The organism is Mucilaginibacter sp. KACC 22063, from assembly GCF_028736115.1.
Classification (GTDB): domain Bacteria; phylum Bacteroidota; class Bacteroidia; order Sphingobacteriales; family Sphingobacteriaceae; genus Mucilaginibacter.
Genome location: NZ_CP117877.1, coordinates 3,727,762 through 3,748,029 on the forward strand (window position 1 = coordinate 3,727,762; position 20,268 = coordinate 3,748,029).

Genomic DNA, 20,268 nt, shown 5'->3' on the forward strand with positions numbered 1-20,268 from the left:
TCAAATGAACAAAATTCGCTTAAACAAAGATCAGATATAGATTAAGAATACATTTTTCGATGTATACCGGCCATCCTTTCATTGAAAACTTTACAAGCTTTTTAAAATCCCCGAAAATACTTCCGATAAATATTTTCGTTCGGGTAATTCTAAATGATGGATTACTGGTTAATCCGTATTTTTTTGCAAAATGCTGATGTGATTTAAAATGCTTTTTTAAATTACGAAATGGTTTAATCCTACGCCATGGATGGATAACTTTGGCATCACTTAAAAACTTCACGCTAGTTTTAGCAAGTACCCTTTGCTGAAAATCAATATCTTCCATAGCGGCGTACGGAAACGTTTCATCAAATCCGCCCAACACTATAAACAAACTCTTTTTAATTGCAAAATTGCAAGACCAAAGTTTATTACCGTCTTTATTAATTGGTGCTTCTTCGTCAAAACGCTGTTTTGGCCTGTCTGCATCTGTATAACCCTCTAACACATTTTCTGTATCACCGTATGTTTGTATAGCTTCGATGTACGTTTTTAGCCAATCTTTCTGCGGCAGGCAGTCATCATCCAAAAATATAATCCATTGCCCCGATGCTTCTTTCACCCCATTATTTCTGTTTGCAGCAGGCCCCCTCCGTGGTCCGGCTACCCAACGTGCCCATGGATATTTTTCCTGTAATAAGGGTTTGGCTAACTCGTCCGGGCTGTCATCCGTAACAATGACTTCACAGACTGAATCTACTTTTTGTGTACCCAATGCGAGGGAATCCAAGCATTTTGAAAGCAAATCATTACGGTTAAAAGTTGGTATCACAATACTAACGTTCATTTTCAGTCTGTTTAAACTATTTCAATCTTTTTTACAAACCTGGCCGGGTTACCTACCCAAATTTCATTGGCGGGTACATTTTTAGTAACTACACTTCCAGATCCAATGATAGAATTATCACCTATGCTAACACCTGGTAAAATACAGGCATTCATGCCTATCCATACGTTATTACCAATCACTACAGCTTTTGAATACAAGTGATCCTGCGCAATATTTGCAGGCCTGTTAGCCGAATTTTGAATATGATTATATGAAGATATACCGCAATTGCTGGAAATAAGGCAGTTGTCGCCTACTTTAACACCAAATGTTGCGTAAATTGTTGTATATGAAGATATGGATGTATTATTGCCAATCTCCAATTGCTGAGGTACTAAAATATGACAATTATGATCTATACGTACATTACTGCCGCAATGCTTCATTTTGTTGTATAACATTGTCATACGCTCTTGATTAACAATTTTTTCAATCTTTAAAAAGATTCGGATCAAAAGCTTTTTCATTAGTTATCTCCTTATAAATTAATTTTTAGAAATTTTTATGAGGCAGTAAAAAATGTTCATAAGCACCTGCACGGATGATGTTACGATATTGATCATCAGCGCACCCTGCAATGTGTCAACTTTAAAAACTAATACCGTAATTATTATACATAACACGTTTACGGGTATATATATAAAAGGGCTTATCAGCCAGCCTCTGCAGGTAGACATGGAATAAATGATCCCGGCAGATAAGCTTAAGCAGCTTCCTATTACAGACAATACAAGTTCTGATGAGATATTCATATATCCATTTCCTAATATCATAAGGAAGAACTTTGGGAACAGCCACACAACTCCTACTACAATGATGGAAAAGCCTGCTAAAGCAGCTATGATTTTGAAAAAGTTGCTAAATAAAGCCCGTTTATAATTCGATAGCCTTGAAAAACGGGGTATAGCAAGTGTATTAAAAATAGTAGTAACCAATGTTAAAATCATAGTTAACCTACTTAATGCACCTACCTGTGCTATTGCCTTGGAATTGCCGAATATAGAAATTAACCATATGGTGATTTGTCCTGACACGCAATAGTATATTGCACCTGGAAGGATCCGGGCAACTCCTTTTAATATATTTTTTTGTACAGTAGGATCTGCTTTCTGGTTTAAGTTAACATTAGTGGAAATCAGCTTACGGAGTTTTATATTTCCTAATATCCTGGGGATACCGTTTGCAATTACTGCTATTGCTGCAAATGGCGAAAAATAAAGAGGAAAAACAAATAGCATCCTGACAAAAGCAACCCAAATCTGGTTTTTCTGTAAGGGATTTATCTCCTGTCTTAATTTAAGGCTTATTTCAAGCAGTGAATCAGATAATGCAGCAATAAATGCAGGAATAAGCGTGCCAACTATTATGATCGCCTTTAGCCAGGTAGACCCATTATGTAACAACAGGTATAATAACGTTGGCACAGCAATGATCAGGCTTCCTATTGCAAACTTTTTCCTAAGGCTGTAACCTGTAACCAATACGCTGCCCAGCTTTTCTTTATCCTGCCACACCTTGCCGCCCTGTGCCATAACCCCTGCCCCAATACCGCCATCTGCCAAAATGGTCATGGTGCCAAGCATAGTATTTGCAAGGGTATAAAAAGCATATTCTTTGGTTGGTAAAAGCCTGATAATTAAAATACCACTGATTAAACCCAATGCCTGAACCAGTATTTGGGCACTACCGGTAACAGTGATGAGCTTAATCCAATGCTTTAATTTTGAATCTACTGTTCCCGAATTTAATTCTGTGGTTACTGTATCCATAAAATTTAACCCTTGAGACGATTAAACCATGATTTACGGCCCTTGGTCTCCTCGTCATAATAACCGTAACCATAACCGTAGCCATATCCATAGCCATAACCTGTTTTTGATTTATCAATTGAATTGAATACAATATTCAGGTTATTAAATACGCGTTTTCTTCTCAGGTCCTCTATCAGCTGGATCTGGTCTTTATGCGTATAACCATACCTTACAATAAACAGCGTAGCATCCGCATATTTGCTCAGTATATGGGCATCTGTTAACAAGCCTATCGGAGGAGCATCCATAATGATATAATCATACTCTTTCCTTAATTCATCAACCAGCTTTTCTATACGACCGTTCAACAATAATTCGGCAGGGTTAGGCGGAATAGGCCCGCTTGTTATGATATGAAGATTTGGTTGCTTCGCATGTTGTTTTAAGACACTTTTATAATCGGCCTGCTCAATAAGGTAGTTAGACAACCCCAGGCCAGGCTGGAAACCCAATATTACATCAAACCTTGGCTTCCTTAAATCAAGTTCCAGTATAATTACTTTTTTTCCGGTTGTTGCCAAACTTGCACCCAGATTAAGCGCAATAAAAGACTTGCCTTCACCACTTATGTTTGATGTAAACAAAATAACCTTACGGTCATTATTCGGCAAAATAAACTGAAGATTTGTGCGCAGGCCCCTTATTTGTTCAGAAACCATAGAACGCGGCCGTTCCAACGTGATTAATGAATTGGACTCTGGTGTATGGCTGATCTGAGCTATGATAGGCACACGTGTGATTCTTTCAATATCTAACCGTCTTTTTACAGTTGAATCAACAATATTGACCATGTATATAACGCCGATAGGTATTAATAAACCCATTGCAAGGAAAGCAATGTAGATCACACTCTTTGCAGGTTTAAAATACATCGACGAGCTTTTTGCCTTGTCTATTGTTTTACTATCAGATACAGTTGAGGCAAGCGACATGGCCGTTTCTTCCCGCTTTTGCAGCAAAAATGTAAACAGGTTGTTTTTGATATCCCTGTCGCGCATTACATCAATAAGCCCGCGCTCTTTTGCAGGTACATTCTTTATCACTTCACTAAACTTGTTGTTTTGTTGAAGCAGTTGCGCTTTGTTATTTAAAAGCCCTGTCCTGACATTCTGCATTGTTTGTAATACAGTTTTTCTCAAGGCAATGATCTGATCACTAATTGAACTCACACTCGGGTTTGTTGCCGGGGTAGTTCTTAACATGCTTTCGCGTTTTACCTGTGCATCGGCAAGTTGTTGTATCAGCACCAGTAACGACGGATCTTCTATTCCCTGCATGGCAGGTAATTTCATCTGATCCAGCGAGCTATTCCTTAAATAATCTTCAAATGATTTTAAAACACCTAATTCAAGGTTGATCTTTGATAATTGTGCATCATTGGTTTGCACTTCTGAAAGAAATATGGAAGACTGGGCACTGATGTCAACAATTTTATTGCTCGACTTATAGTCCTGAACTTTTTTCTCTACCGAATTTAGTTCAGTTGCTACAGCGGTAAGCCTGCTTTCTATAAAGGCCAGCGTATTTGCTGTAGTTTTATTTTTATCATCAATAGATATCTGATTATACTCGTCAACTAATTTTGTGAGTATATCCTTGCCGCGGTCGGCATTTTCATCTTCCATTGAAATAAACAATACCGTAGCTTGCTTACTTGCAGGGGTAATCACTAATTTATTGATATAAGCTTGTGCTACTCCTTCAACTGTTCCAAATGCTACCTGTACTGTCTCGTTTGATTTGGTTTGAGTTGGCGTTACCACGATAAGTCCGGCGTCTGTCTCTACAGGTTTATTGTAGGGAATTGTTTTACCATTGAACTCTGCCTCATTAGCGTTCAATGCCTTTACCGGCCAGGTTTGTAAAAACGATTGAGCATTACGCTTTAAAAGCTGGACTTTTACCGGAACATCACGATAAAGTGTATACTTTGAAAATCGCCTGTCAACAGTGTAGTTGTTTTCTAAATCCAAAGACTGAATTACCTTTTTCATCAGGTCACTTGTTCTTAGGATCTGGATCTCGTTGTCGATAATTTTATCAGACGAAAACATTTCCAGTTGCTGTAAAATGTCTTTATCGCTGTTTGATTCTTTGTCTTTGATGAGAATTGCGGTGTCAATTTTAAAAAGCGGAATCCTTGTCCTGGCATAAATGATACCAAGTACAAACATCACAATCACTGATAATATGATCCATTTCCAGTGCCTGAGATATTTTTGCAAAGCCTCTTTAAAGTTGATCTCATGGCCAACTTCGGGCTCAAATTGTTCATCAGAAAATTCTGAAGATGCTTGCATTTAAATTATTTAAGTAAAACAATTATTAATGATAGTGCTGAAATTGCAATAGGCAACACCCTTAAAAGTATATCAGATTGAGCTACCTTTGCTTTTGATGCTTTCACATAAATGATATCATTGCTGTGCAGGTAATAATATGGAGAAGCAAATACATCTCTTTTAGTAAGGTCAACTTCAGCAAATTCTTTTTTGCCATCAACATCTCTTATAATCTCTATCTGATCTCTTTTTGCAAATGTGGTAAGGTCACCTGCAATAGTTATAGCTTCGGGCAGGGTTATTCGCTCATTAGGCACAACATAAATTCCGGGTTTTACAACCTCGCCCAAAACAGAAACCTTATAATTTAAAAACCTTACAACTACGGTAGGCTCTTTCAGATAAATCTCCAGCTGCTTTTTAATTTTTTCAGTAGCTTCGTTAATAGTAAGGTTATTTACATTTACCGTACCTATAAGCGGCAGGGTGATTCTGCCTTCCACATCTACAAGGTAGCCAGGCGCAGCAGCTTGAGTTAATCCGGTTCCCGCATCAGGGGCTTGTGCCGTAGTGGCAACATTTGCAGTATATGGGTTAAAAAAACTGCTGGCCTCGGGGCTTAACGAATTAACATAAATAGACAGTATATCTTCTGATTGTATACGCGGAATATATTTTTTCGCTATTTCAATAGTATCTTTTCCATTAGTCCCCTTTTGAAAATAAGTGATCTTCCTTTCATTAAAACATGAAGAGAAAAAGACCAGCATCAACGGAAAAATTATGTAAGCTTTTAAATGTTTAATCATGAAGATAATTATAACTGTGATTTTGATAAGTTAAGCCTGCCCTATGGTGCCACCGAAATTAAAACCAAGGCTTCCTTCTTCATGGGTGCGAATGCGTCCATTGGCATCTTCAAATTTCTCTATATTCTCTTTAAGCGCTGTTAACAGCCGTTTTGCATGTTCAGGCGTAAGTATAATTCTTGATTTTACTTTTGCTTTAGGTACTCCCGGTAAAACCCGGATAAAATCAACCACAAACTCAGCATTTGAATGGGTAATTACCGCTAAGTTCGAGTATATACCTTCTGCAATATCCTCAGAAAGTTCAATATTCAATTGTGACTCGTTCGATTCTTCCATAGATGAATATTTATTCATAAATAAAAACACTTATTTCTGTGCCTGGTTATCTATGAATCAAAGTTTAATATGTCACTAAAGTAAGAAACATTTTATTTAAACCACAGTTATTTTTAGATAAAAATACCTAATATTACGTTCTGTTTCGAATATGTTATTAAATGTGGCAAATAATTAATATTAATTTAACGGCTGTGAAAAAATTTTCCTTATTACTTTTTTTATTTTCCAGTGCATTTATAGCACAAAATGTAAAAGCACAATCTTTTTTAAATGCATACCGCGAAAACACCTGGCATTTTGGGATAGGGGCTGATGCAGCCGGGGTGATTAATCCGGGCAGTACGCTTTCCAGATTTGGGTTAGGCGGGCAATTACATTTGCTATACTATCCTACACCTAATGTTGGCGTAAGTGTAAGTACTGGTTTTTTTACTATTCCCGGAAAAGACAAAAATAAAAACTATTCAGTAGTACCATTCACAATAGGTGCAAAAGCTTTTGTATCGCAAGATATCTATTTATCAACTGAAGTAGGCGCTGGCTATTTAACCCCTAAAACAGGCAGCAACATGACAAAGATTGTGGCTCCTGGTATTGGTTATAATGATAATGATACCGGCCTTGATATCAGCTTGCGTTATCAGGTAAATCATCAGCGCGATACTTACGTAAGTATGATTGCTTTGCATTTAGCCTATTACTTTAATCTTTCGCGCGGCTATTAAATCAATAGCTTAACCTTAATACTACTTAAAAAGGCTCAGTTGTGTTATGCAACTGAGCCTTTTTTATGCTGTGCCATTTCCATAAAACAAAAGAGGCGTTCCGGTTATCGGAACGCCTCTTGATTTGTTATTTATTTGATTAAGCTTCTGCTTCTTCAGTTTTAGAAGCCATCAGGCGGTCAAACTCTTCTTGCGAGCCTACTCTGATGTTATCATAAATACGCATACCTGTACCTGAAGGAATTAAGTGACCTACAATCACGTTCTCTTTCAAGCCAAGCATTTTGTCTTTCTTACCTGCAATAGCTGCCTCATTCAGTACCTTGGTAGTTTCCTGGAATGATGCTGCCGAGATAAACGACTTGGTACCTAATGATGCACGTGTGATACCTTGTAATACCGGGCTTGATGTAGCTGCAATTGCATCGCGCACTTCAACCAGTTTAAGGTCTTTACGTTTCAATACAGAGTTCTCATCGCGTAGTTTACGCAGTGATACGATCTGGCCGGCTTTAAGGTTATTTGAATCTCCCGGCTCAACAACTACTTTCTTATCAAAAATATCGTCATTCTCCATCATGAAATCCCAACCATCTACAGCTTCTCTTTCTAAGAAACGGGTATCACCCGGATCCTCGATCTGTACTTTCTGCATCATCTGGTGAACAATAACCTCAAAGTGCTTATCGTTGATCTTCACACCCTGCAAACGGTAAACTTCCTGAATACCATTTACAAGATACTCTTGTACTGCAGCAGGGCCTTTAATTGCAAGGATATCAGCAGGTGAAATAGAACCATCAGACAATGGCATACCAGCTTTAATAAAGTCATTATCCTGTACAAGGATGTGTTTAGAAAGCGGTACTAAGTATTTCTTAACCTGTCCGTCACGAGACTCGATAGTTATTTCACGGTTACCACGTTTAACACCACCTAAAGTCACCACACCATCAATTTCGGTTACTACAGCCGGGTTAGATGGGTTACGTGCCTCAAATAACTCTGTTACACGAGGCAGACCACCGGTGATGTCACGGGTTTTACCTGTTGAACGTGGAATTTTAGCAATTACCTGTCCGGTTTGTATTTTTTCGTTCTCGTCAACTGCTATGTGCGCACCTACCGGGATGTTATAACCTTTAATTACATTACCGGTTTTATCAACAATCTGGATAACCGGGTTTTTGGTTTTGTCCCTGGTATCAATAATTACTTTTTCGCGGTGACCGGTTTGCTCATCCGACTCTTCACGGAAAGTAATACCTTCCAAAACAGCATCAAATTGAGCCTTACCTGAGAATTCTGAAATAATAACGGCGTTATACGGATCCCATGAACAGATACGGTCGCCTTTGGTGATCTTGCTACCATCCTTTATATACAGGTATGAACCGTATGGAATGTTATTGGTCATGATCACTTTATTGCTACCTTCTTCAATGATACGGAATTCACCTGAACGGCCTAAAACTACGTCAACCGGACCATCTTCAGCAGTTTGGAATTCTACAGTACGTACGTTCTCAAATTCAATAATACCGTCATAACGTGCATTGATCTGAGATTCAGCAGCAATGTTAGATGCAGTACCACCCACGTGGAATGTACGAAGTGTTAACTGTGTACCTGGCTCACCGATTGACTGTGCAGCAATTACACCGACAGCCTCACCAGCCTGTACTCGCTTACCTGAAGCAAGGTTACGGCCGTAGCAAAGGGCACAAACACCACGTTTGCTCTCGCATGTTAATACTGAACGGATTTCGATACCTTCAAGCGGAGAGTTCTCAATTCTCTTAGCAATATCTTCATCGATATCCTGACCGGCAGATACTAACAGTTCGTTATTAATTGGGTCAAATACATCATGCAGTGAAGTACGGCCTAAAATACGATCATACAATGGCTCAACAATATCCTCATTGTCTTTCAACGCTGTGGTAAAGATACCGCGTAAAGTACCGCAGTCTGGCTCACCAACAATCATATCCTGGGCAACGTCATGCAAACGACGGGTTAAGTAACCAGCATCCGCTGTTTTTAACGCCGTATCCGCCAAACCTTTACGGGCACCGTGGGTAGAGATAAAGTACTCTAATACCGAAAGCCCTTCTTTAAAGTTTGAAAGAATTGGGTTTTCGATGATCTCGCCACCTGAACCTGATTTCTGAGGTTTCGCCATCAGACCACGCATACCAGCTAACTGACGGATCTGCTCTTTAGAACCACGTGCACCTGAATCAAGCATCATGTACACAGAGTTAAAGCCTTGGTTATCCTTAGACAGGATATCCATTACGTTTGCAGTAAGCCTGTTGTTGATACGGGTCCAGATATCGATGATCTGGTTGTAACGCTCGTTGTTGGTAATGAAACCCATGTTATAGTTATTCATTACTTCTTCAACTTCTTTCGAAGCCTGCTCAATAAGCGTCACTTTTTGTGCAGGGATGTTTACGTCCTGCAGGTTAAATGATAAACCACCACGGAATGCCATCTGAAAGCCCAACTCCTTAATCTCGTCAAGGAATTGTGCTGCACGTGCCATACCTGTGATTTTTACCACTTCACCGATAATATCACGAAGCGATTTTTTAGTTAACAGCTCGTTGATGTAACCAACTTCTTCTGGTACAACCTGGTTAAATAACACACGGCCTACAGTAGTTTCAGTTAGTTTATTAACGATGCTGCCATCGCGTTCTTTAACATTTACTTTTACTTTGATAAAGGCATGCAGGTCAACTTTCTTCTCGTTGTAAGCGATAATTACTTCTTCCGGAGAATAGAAGCTTAAACCTTCACCTTTCACAACACGTGTTTCGTCGGTTTTACGGCCTTTAGTAATGTAATAAAGACCCAATACCATGTCCTGAGAAGGTACTGTAATAGGTGTACCGTTAGCAGGGTTCAAAATGTTGTGCGAAGCCAGCATCAAGATCTGAGCTTCTAATATAGCTGCGTTACCCAGCGGTACGTGTACCGCCATCTGGTCACCGTCAAAGTCGGCGTTGAACGCAGTACAGGTTAACGGGTGCAACTGGATCGCTTTACCTTCAACCAGTTTTGGCTGGAATGCCTGAATACCCAAACGGTGCAGCGTAGGCGCACGGTTTAGTAATACAGGGTGTCCTTTCAATACGTTTTCAAGGATATCCCAAACAAGCGGGTCTTTACGGTCAACAATCTTTTTAGCTGATTTTACAGTTTTAACCACACCTCTTTCGATCATTTTACGAATGATGAATGGTTTAAACAGCTCGGCAGCCATATCTTTTGGTAAACCGCACTCGTGTAATTTAAGGTTAGGACCTACAACAATTACCGAACGGGCAGAGTAATCCACACGTTTACCTAATAAGTTTTGACGGAAACGGCCTTGTTTACCTTTCAGGATATCAGAAAGTGATTTAAGGGCACGATTACCTTCAGTTTTAACAGCGTTTACTTTACGTGAGTTATCAAATAAAGAGTCAACCGCTTCCTGAAGCATACGTTTTTCGTTACGTAAAATTACTTCCGGTGCTTTGATCTCAATCAAACGTTTTAAACGGTTGTTACGGATAATAACACGACGATAAAGGTCATTTAAGTCAGAAGTTGCGAAACGGCCACCTTCTAATGGCACTAACGGACGCAATTCTGGCGGGATAACCGGAACAATCTTTACGATCATCCACTCAGGGTTATTATCTATACGTGTTTTGGCATCACGGAAGGCCTCAACTACCTGAAGGCGTTTTAATGCCTCGTTTTTACGTTGCTGAGAAGTTTCGTTGGCAGCCTGGTGACGTAAGTCGTATGAAAGCTGATCAAGGTCGATACGTTTTAACAGTTCTTCCAAAGCTTCAGCACCCATCTTAGCCACAAATTTCTGAGGATCTTTGTCGTCAAGATATTGGTTTTCTTTTGGAAGGGTATCTAACACGTCAAGGTACTCTTCTTCTGTAAGGAAATCCATTTTAGAAATTCCGTCAGCTTCTTTAATACCTGGCTGGATAACTACATAACGCTCGTAATAAATAATTAAATCAAGCTTTTTAGTAGGCAGGCCTAATAAATAACCGATTTTGTTGGGTAAAGAACGGAAGTACCAGATATGTGCAACAGGAACCACCAGGTTAATGTGGCCCATACGCTCACGACGTACTTTCTTCTCGGTTACTTCAACACCGCAACGGTCGCACACGATACCTTTGTAACGGATACGTTTGTATTTACCGCAATGGCATTCGTAATCTTTAACCGGACCAAAAATACGCTCGCAGAACAAACCATCACGCTCAGGTTTATAAGTCCTGTAGTTGATGGTTTCTGGTTTTAAAACTTCACCGCTTGAACGCTCAAGAATAGACTCTGGTGAGGCTAAGCTGATGGTAATGCTGGTAAAGTTACTTTTGATTTTATTATCCTTTTTGTAAGACATAGTCTCCTTTTGTTTTAATATTTAAATGAGTGATTTAGTGAATGAGTGACCTTTGATCACTATTTGCACATAAAAGTTAACAAAGGACAGGGCTTGTTAGCCCCGTCCTTCACTAATCAATTCATTATTCTAATGTAATATCCAAACCTAAGCCTCTAAGTTCATGAACCAATACGTTGAATGATTCAGGTACTGATGGTGTAGGTAGGTTTTCGCCTTTAACAATGGCTTCGTAAGTTTTAGCACGGCCAATCACGTCGTCAGACTTAACAGTAAGGATTTCCTGAAGGATGTTAGCTGCACCGAATGCCTCAAGTGCCCAAACCTCCATCTCACCAAAACGCTGACCACCGAACTGTGCTTTACCACCCAATGGTTGTTGTGTGATAAGTGAGTACGGACCGATTGAACGGGCGTGCATCTTATCATCAACCATGTGGCCCAATTTCAGCATGTAGATAATACCTACTGTAGTTGGCTGGTCGAAACGCTCACCAGTTAAACCGTTGTGTAAGTAAGTACGGCCTGTTGCAGGTAAGCCTGCTTTAGCAATCCATTCTTCCACTTCGCTATAGCTTGCACCATCGAAGATCGGGGTGGCAAACTTAATACCAAGTTCTTTACCTGCCCAACCTAAAACAGTTTCGTAAATCTGTCCAAGGTTCATACGCGAAGGTACACCCAGCGGGTTAAGAACGATATCTACCGGTGTTCCGTCTTCAAGGAAAGGCATGTCCTCGTCACGTACAATACGTGCAACAATACCTTTGTTACCGTGGCGGCCGGCCATTTTATCACCTACTTTAAGCTTACGCTTTTTAGCAATGTAAACTTTAGCCATTTGTACGATACCTGATGGAAGCTCGTCACCTACGCTGATCGCAAATTTATCACGACGGTAAGCACCTAATTCCTCATTTACTTTGATACCGTAGTTATGCAGTAATAATTTGATCTGATCGTTCTTGTCATCATCAGTAGTCCATTTAGTTGGATTGATGTTTTCGTATTGAAGCTCGGCCAGAATTTTCTGGGTAAACTTAACACCTTTCGGAACAAGCAGTTCTTTATAAACGTTGTAAACACCTTGTGATGTTTTACCGTTAACAATCTCGAACAATTTCTCGATCAGGATATTTTTAAGGTCCTTGATCGCTTTTTCGTGTTTGTTATCCAGTTTCTCCAGCTGCATTTTTTCTTCAGATTTTGAAGTCTTTTTAGCACGGGAGAACAACTTAGTATCAATAACAACACCACCAATTGATGGAGGCGTTTTTAAAGAAGCATCTTTAACGTCGCCCGCTTTGTCACCAAAGATGGCACGTAAAAGTTTCTCTTCCGGTGAAGGGTCAGATTCGCCTTTAGGAGTAATCTTACCAATCAGGATGTCGCCTTCTTTAACCTCTGCACCAACACGGATGATACCGTCTTCGTCAAGATCTTTGGTAGCCTCTTCAGATACGTTAGGAATATCAGCAGTTAATTCTTCTTCACCACGTTTAGTGTCACGAACTTCAAGTTCGAACTCTTCCACGTGAATTGAAGTGAAGATATCCTGAGATACTACACGTTCAGAAATTACAATCGCATCCTCAAAGTTGTAACCTTGCCAAGGCATAAATGCCACTTTAAGGTTACGGCCTAATGCAAGTTCGCCATTCTGGGTAGCATAACCTTCAGACAATACCTGTCCTTTTTCAACACGCTGGCCTTTTTTTACAATCGGCTTCAGGTTGATGGTTGTGCTCTGGTTGGTTTTCTTAAACTTGGTTAAGCGGTAGCTTTTGCTGTCGCCATCGAAAGAAACCAAACGGTCATCTTCGTTACGGTCATATTTAATACGGATCTCGTTCGCATCAACATACTCAACCACACCATTGCCTTCGGCATTGATCAGCGTACGAGAGTCTTTTGCTACACGGCCTTCCAAACCAGTACCTACGATCGGAGCTTCCGGACGTAATAAAGGCACTGCCTGGCGTTGCATGTTTGAACCCATCAACGCACGGTTGGCGTCATCGTGCTCAAGGAACGGAATCAGCGACGCTGCAATTGAAGTAATCTGGTTAGGCGCAATATCCATTAAGTCCAGACGCTCTGGCTCAATAACCGGGAAGTCACCCTCGAAACGTGCTTTAACACGTGGAGTTTCAAACACACCGTTATCATCATAATGGGCATTAGCCTGGCCAATTGTTTTACCGTCTTCATCTTCTGCAGACAGGTAAATAACAGGCTCGTTAACTTCTACTTTACCATCAACCACACGTTTGTACGGCGTTTCGATGAAACCTAAGTTGTTGATCTTAGCATGAACGCACAGAGACGAGATCAGACCGATGTTTGGTCCCTCTGGTGTCTCAATGGTACATAAACGGCCATAGTGGGTATAGTGAACGTCACGAACCTCGAAACCTGCACGCTCACGTGACAGACCGCCCGGCCCAAGGGCTGACAGACGACGCTTGTGCGTAATCTCTGCCAGTGGATTGGTTTGGTCCATAAACTGTGAAAGCTGGTTGGTCCCGAAGAACGAGTTGATCACAGATGATAATGTACGTGCATTGATCAGGTCGGTTGGTGTGAACACCTCGTTATCACGGATGTTCATACGCTCACGGATGGTACGTGCCATACGTGCTAAACCTACACCAAACTGGGCGTATAACTGCTCACCTACCGTACGTACACGACGGTTTGATAAGTGGTCAATATCATCCACCTCAGCTTTAGAGTTGATCAATTTGATCAGGTACTTAACAATAGCAATGATATCCTGCTTGGTTAAAACTTTGATATCGTTTGAAGTGTCAAGTTTCAGTTTGCGGTTAATGCGGTAACGGCCCACATCACCTAAATCGTATCGTTTATCAGAGAAGAACAAACGGTCGATGATACCACGGGCAGTTTCCTCATCTGGTGGTTCAGCGTTACGTAACTGACGGTAAATGTGCTCTACCGCTTCTTTCTCTGAGTTTGAAGTATCCTTTTGTAAGGTATTATATATAATGGTATAATCACCGCTGGTTGAAGCATCTTCCTTGTTAAGGATGATAGTTTTAACACCAGCATCAATGATCATATCGATATGGTCATCTTCCAATACGGTTTCACGCTCAAGAATGATCTCATTACGGTCAATAGAAACTACCTCACCGGTATCTTCATCAACGAAGTCTTCCACCCATTTCTTAAGCACTCTTGCAGCAAGCTTACGGCCAATGAACTTTTTAAGGCCTGATTTGCTCACCTTTACTTCATCAGCAAGTTCGAAAAGCTCTAAGATGTCTTTATCTGAATCATAACCGATAGCACGTAACAGAGTTGTAACCGGGAATTTCTTTTTACGGTCGATATATGCATACATCACGTTGTTAACGTCTGTAGCAAACTCAATCCATGACCCTTTGAAAGGGATTACACGGGCAGAGTATAATTTCGTACCGTTAGTGTGGCGGCTTTGGCCAAAGAACACACCTGGCGAACGGTGTAACTGAGAAACGATAACACGCTCGGCACCGTTGATCACAAAGGTACCTTTTGGAGTCATGTACGGGATGGTACCCAGATACACGTCCTGTACAATGGTTTCAAAGTCTTCGTGCTCCTCGTCATTACAAGATAAGCGCAGCTTAGCTTTCAGAGGTACACTGTAAGTTAATCCGCGTTCGATACATTCTTGTATATCGTAACGTGGCGGGTCAATAAAATAATCAAGAAACTCTAAAACAAAGATGTTTCTTGAATCTGAGATCGGGAAGTTTTCAGCAAACACTTTAAACAAGCCTTCTTTGTGGCGGTTGTCTGAAGTAGTTTCCAACTGAAAAAATTCCCTGAAAGATTGCAACTGAACATCCAGAAAGTCAGGGTAATCAATTACGTGCCTGCTGGTTGCAAAGTTTACTCTTTGATTATTGTTGTTTGCCAAGGGATTATAATTTTAAGTTTATTTAAAAAGATTTGAGATGTTAGATTTTTGATTTGAGGCTGCATTGCGCTGCCGCATTTGATCTGTTATCTCCCATCTGAGGATTTGGCTTAACATATTGAGGCTGGGTTTAATTAGCGCCCAAGCCCTGTTTGCTTAACACAAACCGTATAAATGGCAATAGACCCCAACCGTTTTACCGGTCGGAGTCTGTATGCTTTAGGCTATCGCCGGGTTAAATTACTTAACCTCAACAACTGCGCCTGCTTCTTCTAATTGTTTTTTAAGAGATTCAGCCTCTTCTTTAGAAACACCAGCTTTTAATTCTTTTGGTGCGCCGTCAACTAAGTCTTTAGCTTCTTTCAAGCCAAGGCCAGTTAAGTCTTTTACTAACTTAACAACAGCTAATTTCTGACCGCCAGCTTCTTTCAATATTACATCGAAAGCAGTTTGCTCTGCAGCAGCAGGAGCAGCATCGCCACCACCAGCAGCAGGAGCAGCAACTGCAACAGCTGCAGCAGCAGGCTCAATACCATACTCGTCTTTTAAGATTTGAGCTAACTCGTTAACTTCTTTTACTGTTAAGTTTACTAACTGTTCAGCAAACGCTTTTAAATCTGCCATTTTATTTAAATTTTACTTTAATACGTTTTTAATAAATATCGAACTTTGTGTAGGCGTTCGTTAACCTTCTCTTTCTTGTAATGTTTTAACAAGGCCTGCAATTGTAGTTCCGCCTGATTGTAAAGCAGAAAGTACATTTTTAGCAGGTGATTGCAATAATCCAATGATCTCGCCAACCAATTCTTCTTTTGATTTCAGCGTCATTAATGCATCCAGCTGGTTATCGCCAACAAAGGCTGCTGAATATACATATGCTGCTTTCAATACCGGTTTATCACCCTTTTTTCTTAGTTCTTTGATCAGCTTAGCCGGAGCTTTTGCTGATTTTGAGAATAAGATGGTTGATGAACCTTTCAATGTATCGAAGATTGGACTGAAATCGCCTTCTGATGCTTCTAAGGCTTTCTTGATTAAGCTGTTTTTAGCAACTTTCATCACGATGTCGCCATCGAAACATTTACGGCGGATGTCGTTAACCTTAGCAACGGTTAGGTCTGCAGTATCAGTAATATAGAAATTACCATACTCTTTGATCTGCTCGCTTAGAGCTTCAACCAGTTCGTATTTTTCTTCTTTATTCATGATTAGATCCCCGCTACTGTTTTAGTTTCAACTTCGATTCCGCGAGACATAGTTGAAGAGACGTGAATGCTCTTGAAATATGTTCCTTTTGCTGCTGAAGGTTTTAACTTTGAAATGGTTTGTAATACTTCCAAAGCATTTTCATAGATCTGCTCAGCAGGGAAAGATACTTTACCTATTGAGGCATGGATGATACCTGTTTTGTCAACTTTAAAGTCAATTTTACCAGCTTTAACCTCTTTAACAGCTTTACCAACTTCGGTAGTTACTGTACCAGATTTAGGGTTAGGCATTAAGTTACGAGGACCCAGGATACGACCTAAACGTCCAACTTTAGCCATAACACTTGGCATGGTAATAATGATGTCAACATCAGTCCAACCGCCTTCTATTTTAGCAATGTAATCATCTAAACCTACGTAATCTGCGCCGGCGTCTTTTGCTTCCTGCTCTTTGTCAGGAGTACAAAGTACAAGCACACGCACAGTTTTACCGGTTCCGTGAGGTAAGGTAGCAATACCGCGAACCATTTGATTGGCCTTACGCGGATCAACACCTAAACGAACATCGATATCAACTGAAGCGTCAAATTTGGTAGTAGTAATATCTTTTACCAAAGTTGCTGCCTCTTGTAAAGAGTACGCTTTGTTAGCCTCAATTTTAGAGAGTACTGCTTTTTGATTTTTTGTTAATCTTGCCACTTTCTTAAACTGATTTGTGTGTTAATTATTTGTTCCAAGGGGCTGTACCAGATACAGTGATACCCATGCTGCGGGCAGTACCAGCAACCATTTTCATGGCTGATTCTACTGTGAACGCATTCAAGTCTGGCATTTTATCTTTGGCAATAGTTTCAACCTGATCCCAGGTAACGTTAGCTACCTTTTTACGGTTTGGCTCTGCCGAACCACCTTTTAAGCCTGAAACTTCCATTAACTGAACAGCTACAGGAGGGGTTTTAATGATAAAATCAAAAGACTTGTCTACGTAAACAGTAATAACTACCGGTAACACCTTGCCAGGTTTATCCTGGGTACGGGCATTGAACTGCTTACAAAACTCCATAATGTTCACACCTTTTGCACCTAATGCAGGTCCAATTGGGGGAGATGGATTAGCAGCGCCGCCTTTAACTTGTAGTTTTACTAACGCACCGACTTCTTTTGCCATTTTAATTTACTTAATTTATTACTCAATGTTAGTAAGTGGAAGCTATGTAACATTTAAGCTCTTTATAGTCTTGAATTATTGAATGAGTGAGTGACTGAATATCAGTCCTTCTTCATTCCTCATTCTTTCTCTACTTGCATGTAATTCAACTCAAGCGGCGTACGGCGCCCGAATATCTTTACCATTACTTTCAGTTTCTTTTTCTCTTCGTTTACTTCTTCGATAACACCACTGAAACCGTTGAAAGGACCATCCATTACTTTAACGTTCTCGCCAACGTAATAAGGAACATTCATTGTTTCGCCCTGGGTAGTCATCTCATCAACCTTACCTAAGATACGGTTAACTTCAGCCTGACGAAGCGGGATAGCATTACCAGCCTTGTCGCCAAGGAAACCAATAACACTATTTATATTTTTGATGATGTGCTCAAGCTCGCCATCTAAGGCTGCTTCCATCAGCACATAACCCGGAAAGAAGTTACGCTCTTTAGCGATCTTCTTACCATCACGCATCTGATAATATTTCTCGGTAGGGATTAAAACCTGCGGTACTAAATGCGAAATGCCCAAACGGTTAATTTCGGCATCAATATATTGCTTTACTTTTTTTTCTTTCCCGCTAATAGCCCTAACCACATACCATTTTAAATTTTCACTCATCCTATCTGTATATAATTAAGTAAGTGAACTATAAAATTGCTTAACCAAATAACCAATGATCTGGTCCATTCCAAAAATTACAAGGGCTATGATAATAGCGGCAACCAACACTAAAATTGCGCTGTTCTGCAATTCACGCAGGGTTGGCCAGGTAACCTTTTGGGTTAACTCGATATAAGACTCTTTAATATATTCAGCTACGTTAGCCATCTTGTATTAATCGTTTTTGGCACGGGAACAAGGATTCGAACCCTGATCAAAGGTTTTGGAGACCTCTATTCTACCGTTGAACTATTCCCGTGTATTATTAAGAAAACATAAGTCTGCGTTTAATGGCAGACTTATGTTTCTAATTAACCTTTTGAAATTTTATTATTTTAAAATTTCAGTTACCTGGCCTGCACCTACGGTTCTACCACCTTCGCGGATAGCGAAACGTAAGCCTTTTTCCATAGCGATAGCGTTAATCAATGATACAGTGATTGTAACGTTGTCACCAGGCATAACCATTTCCACACCTTCAGCAAGTGAAATTTCACCTGTTACGTCAGTTGTACGGAAATAGAATTGAGGACGGTACTTATTGAAGAATGGAGTGTGACGGCCACCTTCAGCTTTTGATAATACGTAAACCTCTGCTTTGAAATCTGTGTGAGGAGTTACTGAACCTGGTTTACAGATAACCATACCACGACGGATATCAGTTTTCTCAATACCACGTAACAATAAACCTACGTTGTCACCAGCTTCACCTCTGTCAAGGATCTTGCGGAACATCTCAACACCAGTTACAGTTGATTTTAAGTTTTCTGCACCCATACCTAAGATATCAACCGGATCACCAGAGTTGATAACACCACGCTCGATACGGCCAGTTGCTACTGTACCACGACCAGTGATTGAGAACACGTCCTCAACTGGCATCAAGAATGGAAGGTCGGTCAGACGTGGAGGGATTGGAATGTAGTTATCTACAGCATCCATTAACTCCATAATTTTATCTACCCATTTTGGTTCTGCATTCAAGCCACCAAGAGCTGAACCTTGAATAACTGGGATATCGTCTCCAGGGAAATCATAGAATGATAATAATTCACGGATTTCCATTTCTACTAGTTCTAATAATTCCGGATCGTCAACCATGTCAACTTTGTTCATGAAAACAACAAGTGCAGGTACACCTACCTGACGAGCTAACAGGATGTGTTCGCGAGTTTGAGGCATAGGACCATCAGTAGAAGCAACTACTAAGATAGCACCGTCCATCTGAGCAGCACCAGTAACCATGTTTTTCACGTAATCCGCGTGACCTGGACAGTCAACGTGTGCATAGTGACGGTTAGCTGTAGAATACTCAACGTGAGCTGTGTTGATGGTGATACCACGCTCTTTTTCTTCAGGAGCTGAGTCGATTGAATCGAAAGAACGAGCCTCAGATAAACCTTTATCAGCTAAAACTTTGGTGATAGCTGCGGTAAGGGTTGTTTTACCGTGGTCAACGTGACCGATTGTACCGATGTTTAAGTGCGGTTTACTGCGGTCAAACTTTTCTTTTGCCATGATTTATAAAATGTTTGTAGGTTAATTTTCTATTTAATTGTCGCTATTAACGCCGAGCCAATGATGGGATTTGAACCCATGGCCTCTTCCTTACCAAGGAAGTGCTCTACCCCTGAGCTACATCGGCTTTATTAGTTGTTGAGTTATTTTATCATTAAGTTATCGCCCTGATATACTTACCAACTCAATAACTTGTTAACTTAGTAACTCAAAAACTTTTGAGCGGAAGACGAGGTTCGAACTCGCGACCTATAGCTTGGAAGGCTATCGCTCTACCAACTGAGCTACTTCCGCGGTTAGACAAAGAGTGAATTAGTGAATGAAGAATTTATCTTATCAATCATTCGCTAATTCACTCATTTTTCTCATTATCCAGCCTGTGGGGAGAGGAGGATTCGAACCTCCGAAGTCGTAAGACAGCAGATTTACAGTCTGATCCATTTGGCCGCTCTGGAATCTCCCCGTGCTAATCC

General features: G+C 40.4%; 16 protein-coding genes and 4 tRNA genes. 1 reads left to right on the forward strand and 19 read right to left on the reverse strand.

Going from position 1 to position 20,268, the window contains the following annotated elements:
* Positions 1-19: 19 nt before the first annotated feature.
* The 6 genes from PQ461_RS16085 to PQ461_RS16110 are packed head-to-tail and all read right to left on the reverse strand — an operon-like array spanning position 20 to position 6,112.
* A complete protein-coding gene (locus tag PQ461_RS16085; protein ID WP_274206557.1) occupies positions 20-829 on the reverse strand; it encodes a glycosyltransferase family 2 protein in 810 nt (269 codons plus the stop codon).
* Positions 830-840: 11 nt separating this feature from the next.
* Positions 841-1,338, reverse strand: coding sequence for an acyltransferase (locus PQ461_RS16090; RefSeq protein ID WP_274206558.1), 498 nt, complete (start codon positions 1,336-1,338; stop codon positions 841-843).
* A gap of 18 nt (positions 1,339-1,356) precedes the next feature.
* Positions 1,357-2,640 (reverse strand): MATE family efflux transporter, encoded by a 1,284-nt coding sequence (locus tag PQ461_RS16095; RefSeq protein WP_274206559.1) that lies wholly within the window; start codon positions 2,638-2,640, stop codon positions 1,357-1,359.
* 5 nt (positions 2,641-2,645) lie between these two features.
* Positions 2,646-4,982 carry a GumC family protein gene (locus tag PQ461_RS16100; RefSeq protein WP_274206560.1) on the reverse strand — a complete coding sequence of 779 codons (2,337 nt, stop codon included), beginning with the start codon at positions 4,980-4,982 and terminating at the stop codon, positions 2,646-2,648.
* Between the two features lie 5 nt (positions 4,983-4,987).
* Positions 4,988-5,773 (reverse strand): polysaccharide biosynthesis/export family protein, encoded by a 786-nt coding sequence (locus PQ461_RS16105; protein ID WP_274206561.1) that lies wholly within the window; start codon positions 5,771-5,773, stop codon positions 4,988-4,990.
* 30 nt (positions 5,774-5,803) lie between these two features.
* Positions 5,804-6,112, reverse strand: coding sequence for a DUF3467 domain-containing protein (locus tag PQ461_RS16110; RefSeq protein WP_274304014.1), 309 nt, complete (start codon positions 6,110-6,112; stop codon positions 5,804-5,806).
* A gap of 194 nt (positions 6,113-6,306) precedes the next feature.
* On the opposite strand from PQ461_RS16110, the gene PQ461_RS16115 reads away from it, so the two are divergent.
* Positions 6,307-6,840 (forward strand): hypothetical protein, encoded by a 534-nt coding sequence (locus PQ461_RS16115; RefSeq protein ID WP_274206562.1) that lies wholly within the window; start codon positions 6,307-6,309, stop codon positions 6,838-6,840.
* 139 nt (positions 6,841-6,979) lie between these two features.
* Here the strand turns inward: PQ461_RS16115 and rpoC are convergent, their stop codons facing one another.
* From rpoC to PQ461_RS16180, 13 genes are all read right to left on the reverse strand, one after another.
* Positions 6,980-11,269 carry a DNA-directed RNA polymerase subunit beta' gene (gene rpoC / locus PQ461_RS16120; protein WP_274206563.1) on the reverse strand — a complete coding sequence of 1,430 codons (4,290 nt, stop codon included), beginning with the start codon at positions 11,267-11,269 and terminating at the stop codon, positions 6,980-6,982.
* A gap of 124 nt (positions 11,270-11,393) precedes the next feature.
* Positions 11,394-15,197: a DNA-directed RNA polymerase subunit beta gene (gene rpoB, locus PQ461_RS16125; RefSeq protein ID WP_274206564.1), complete on the reverse strand. Its 3,804-nt coding sequence runs from the start codon at positions 15,195-15,197 to the stop codon at positions 11,394-11,396.
* 240 nt (positions 15,198-15,437) lie between these two features.
* Positions 15,438-15,821: a 50S ribosomal protein L7/L12 gene (gene rplL, locus PQ461_RS16130; RefSeq protein ID WP_274206565.1), complete on the reverse strand. Its 384-nt coding sequence runs from the start codon at positions 15,819-15,821 to the stop codon at positions 15,438-15,440.
* A gap of 60 nt (positions 15,822-15,881) precedes the next feature.
* Positions 15,882-16,403 carry a 50S ribosomal protein L10 gene (rplJ, locus tag PQ461_RS16135; protein WP_274206566.1) on the reverse strand — a complete coding sequence of 174 codons (522 nt, stop codon included), beginning with the start codon at positions 16,401-16,403 and terminating at the stop codon, positions 15,882-15,884.
* 2 nt (positions 16,404-16,405) lie between these two features.
* Complete coding sequence (rplA, locus tag PQ461_RS16140; RefSeq protein ID WP_274206567.1) at positions 16,406-17,104, reverse strand: 50S ribosomal protein L1; 699 nt, start codon at positions 17,102-17,104, stop codon at positions 16,406-16,408.
* Between the two features lie 25 nt (positions 17,105-17,129).
* A complete protein-coding gene (rplK, locus tag PQ461_RS16145; RefSeq protein ID WP_274206568.1) occupies positions 17,130-17,573 on the reverse strand; it encodes a 50S ribosomal protein L11 in 444 nt (147 codons plus the stop codon).
* A 119-nt stretch (positions 17,574-17,692) separates the two neighbouring features.
* The gene (nusG, locus tag PQ461_RS16150) at positions 17,693-18,235 is read right to left on the reverse strand and encodes a transcription termination/antitermination protein NusG (RefSeq protein ID WP_274206569.1); all 543 of its coding nucleotides are present in this window, start codon (positions 18,233-18,235) and stop codon (positions 17,693-17,695) included.
* A 15-nt stretch (positions 18,236-18,250) separates the two neighbouring features.
* Positions 18,251-18,445: a preprotein translocase subunit SecE gene (gene secE / locus PQ461_RS16155; protein ID WP_274206570.1), complete on the reverse strand. Its 195-nt coding sequence runs from the start codon at positions 18,443-18,445 to the stop codon at positions 18,251-18,253.
* 17 nt (positions 18,446-18,462) lie between these two features.
* Positions 18,463-18,536 (reverse strand) — tRNA-Trp (locus PQ461_RS16160).
* A 71-nt stretch (positions 18,537-18,607) separates the two neighbouring features.
* Positions 18,608-19,795, reverse strand: coding sequence for an elongation factor Tu (tuf, locus tag PQ461_RS16165; RefSeq protein WP_274206571.1), 1,188 nt, complete (start codon positions 19,793-19,795; stop codon positions 18,608-18,610).
* 55 nt (positions 19,796-19,850) lie between these two features.
* Positions 19,851-19,922 (reverse strand) — tRNA-Thr (locus tag PQ461_RS16170).
* A 94-nt stretch (positions 19,923-20,016) separates the two neighbouring features.
* Positions 20,017-20,089, reverse strand: a tRNA-Gly gene (locus PQ461_RS16175).
* An 86-nt stretch (positions 20,090-20,175) separates the two neighbouring features.
* Positions 20,176-20,258 (reverse strand) — tRNA-Tyr (locus PQ461_RS16180).
* Positions 20,259-20,268 lie beyond the last annotated feature (10 nt).

Bases quoted from the DNA above. Each gene is read 5' to 3' on its own strand.
- nusG (WP_274206569.1), bottom strand. From the start codon at position 18,235: ATGAGTGAAAATTTAAAATGGTATGTGGTTAGGGCTATTAGCGGGAAA.
- rplJ (WP_274206566.1), bottom strand. From the start codon at position 16,403: ATGAATAAAGAAGAAAAATACGAACTGGTTGAAGCTCTAAGCGAGCAG.
- PQ461_RS16090 (WP_274206558.1), bottom strand. From the start codon at position 1,338: ATGAAAAAGCTTTTGATCCGAATCTTTTTAAAGATTGAAAAAATTGTT.
- PQ461_RS16105 (WP_274206561.1), bottom strand. From the start codon at position 5,773: ATGATTAAACATTTAAAAGCTTACATAATTTTTCCGTTGATGCTGGTC.
- tuf (WP_274206571.1), bottom strand. From the start codon at position 19,795: ATGGCAAAAGAAAAGTTTGACCGCAGTAAACCGCACTTAAACATCGGT.
- rpoC (WP_274206563.1), bottom strand. From the start codon at position 11,269: ATGTCTTACAAAAAGGATAATAAAATCAAAAGTAACTTTACCAGCATT.
- PQ461_RS16100 (WP_274206560.1), bottom strand. From the start codon at position 4,982: ATGCAAGCATCTTCAGAATTTTCTGATGAACAATTTGAGCCCGAAGTT.
- secE (WP_274206570.1), bottom strand. From the start codon at position 18,445: ATGGCTAACGTAGCTGAATATATTAAAGAGTCTTATATCGAGTTAACC.
- rplK (WP_274206568.1), bottom strand. From the start codon at position 17,573: ATGGCAAAAGAAGTCGGTGCGTTAGTAAAACTACAAGTTAAAGGCGGC.
- rplL (WP_274206565.1), bottom strand. From the start codon at position 15,821: ATGGCAGATTTAAAAGCGTTTGCTGAACAGTTAGTAAACTTAACAGTA.
- PQ461_RS16085 (WP_274206557.1), bottom strand. From the start codon at position 829: ATGAACGTTAGTATTGTGATACCAACTTTTAACCGTAATGATTTGCTT.
- PQ461_RS16110 (WP_274304014.1), bottom strand. From the start codon at position 6,112: ATGGAAGAATCGAACGAGTCACAATTGAATATTGAACTTTCTGAGGAT.
- PQ461_RS16095 (WP_274206559.1), bottom strand. From the start codon at position 2,640: ATGGATACAGTAACCACAGAATTAAATTCGGGAACAGTAGATTCAAAA.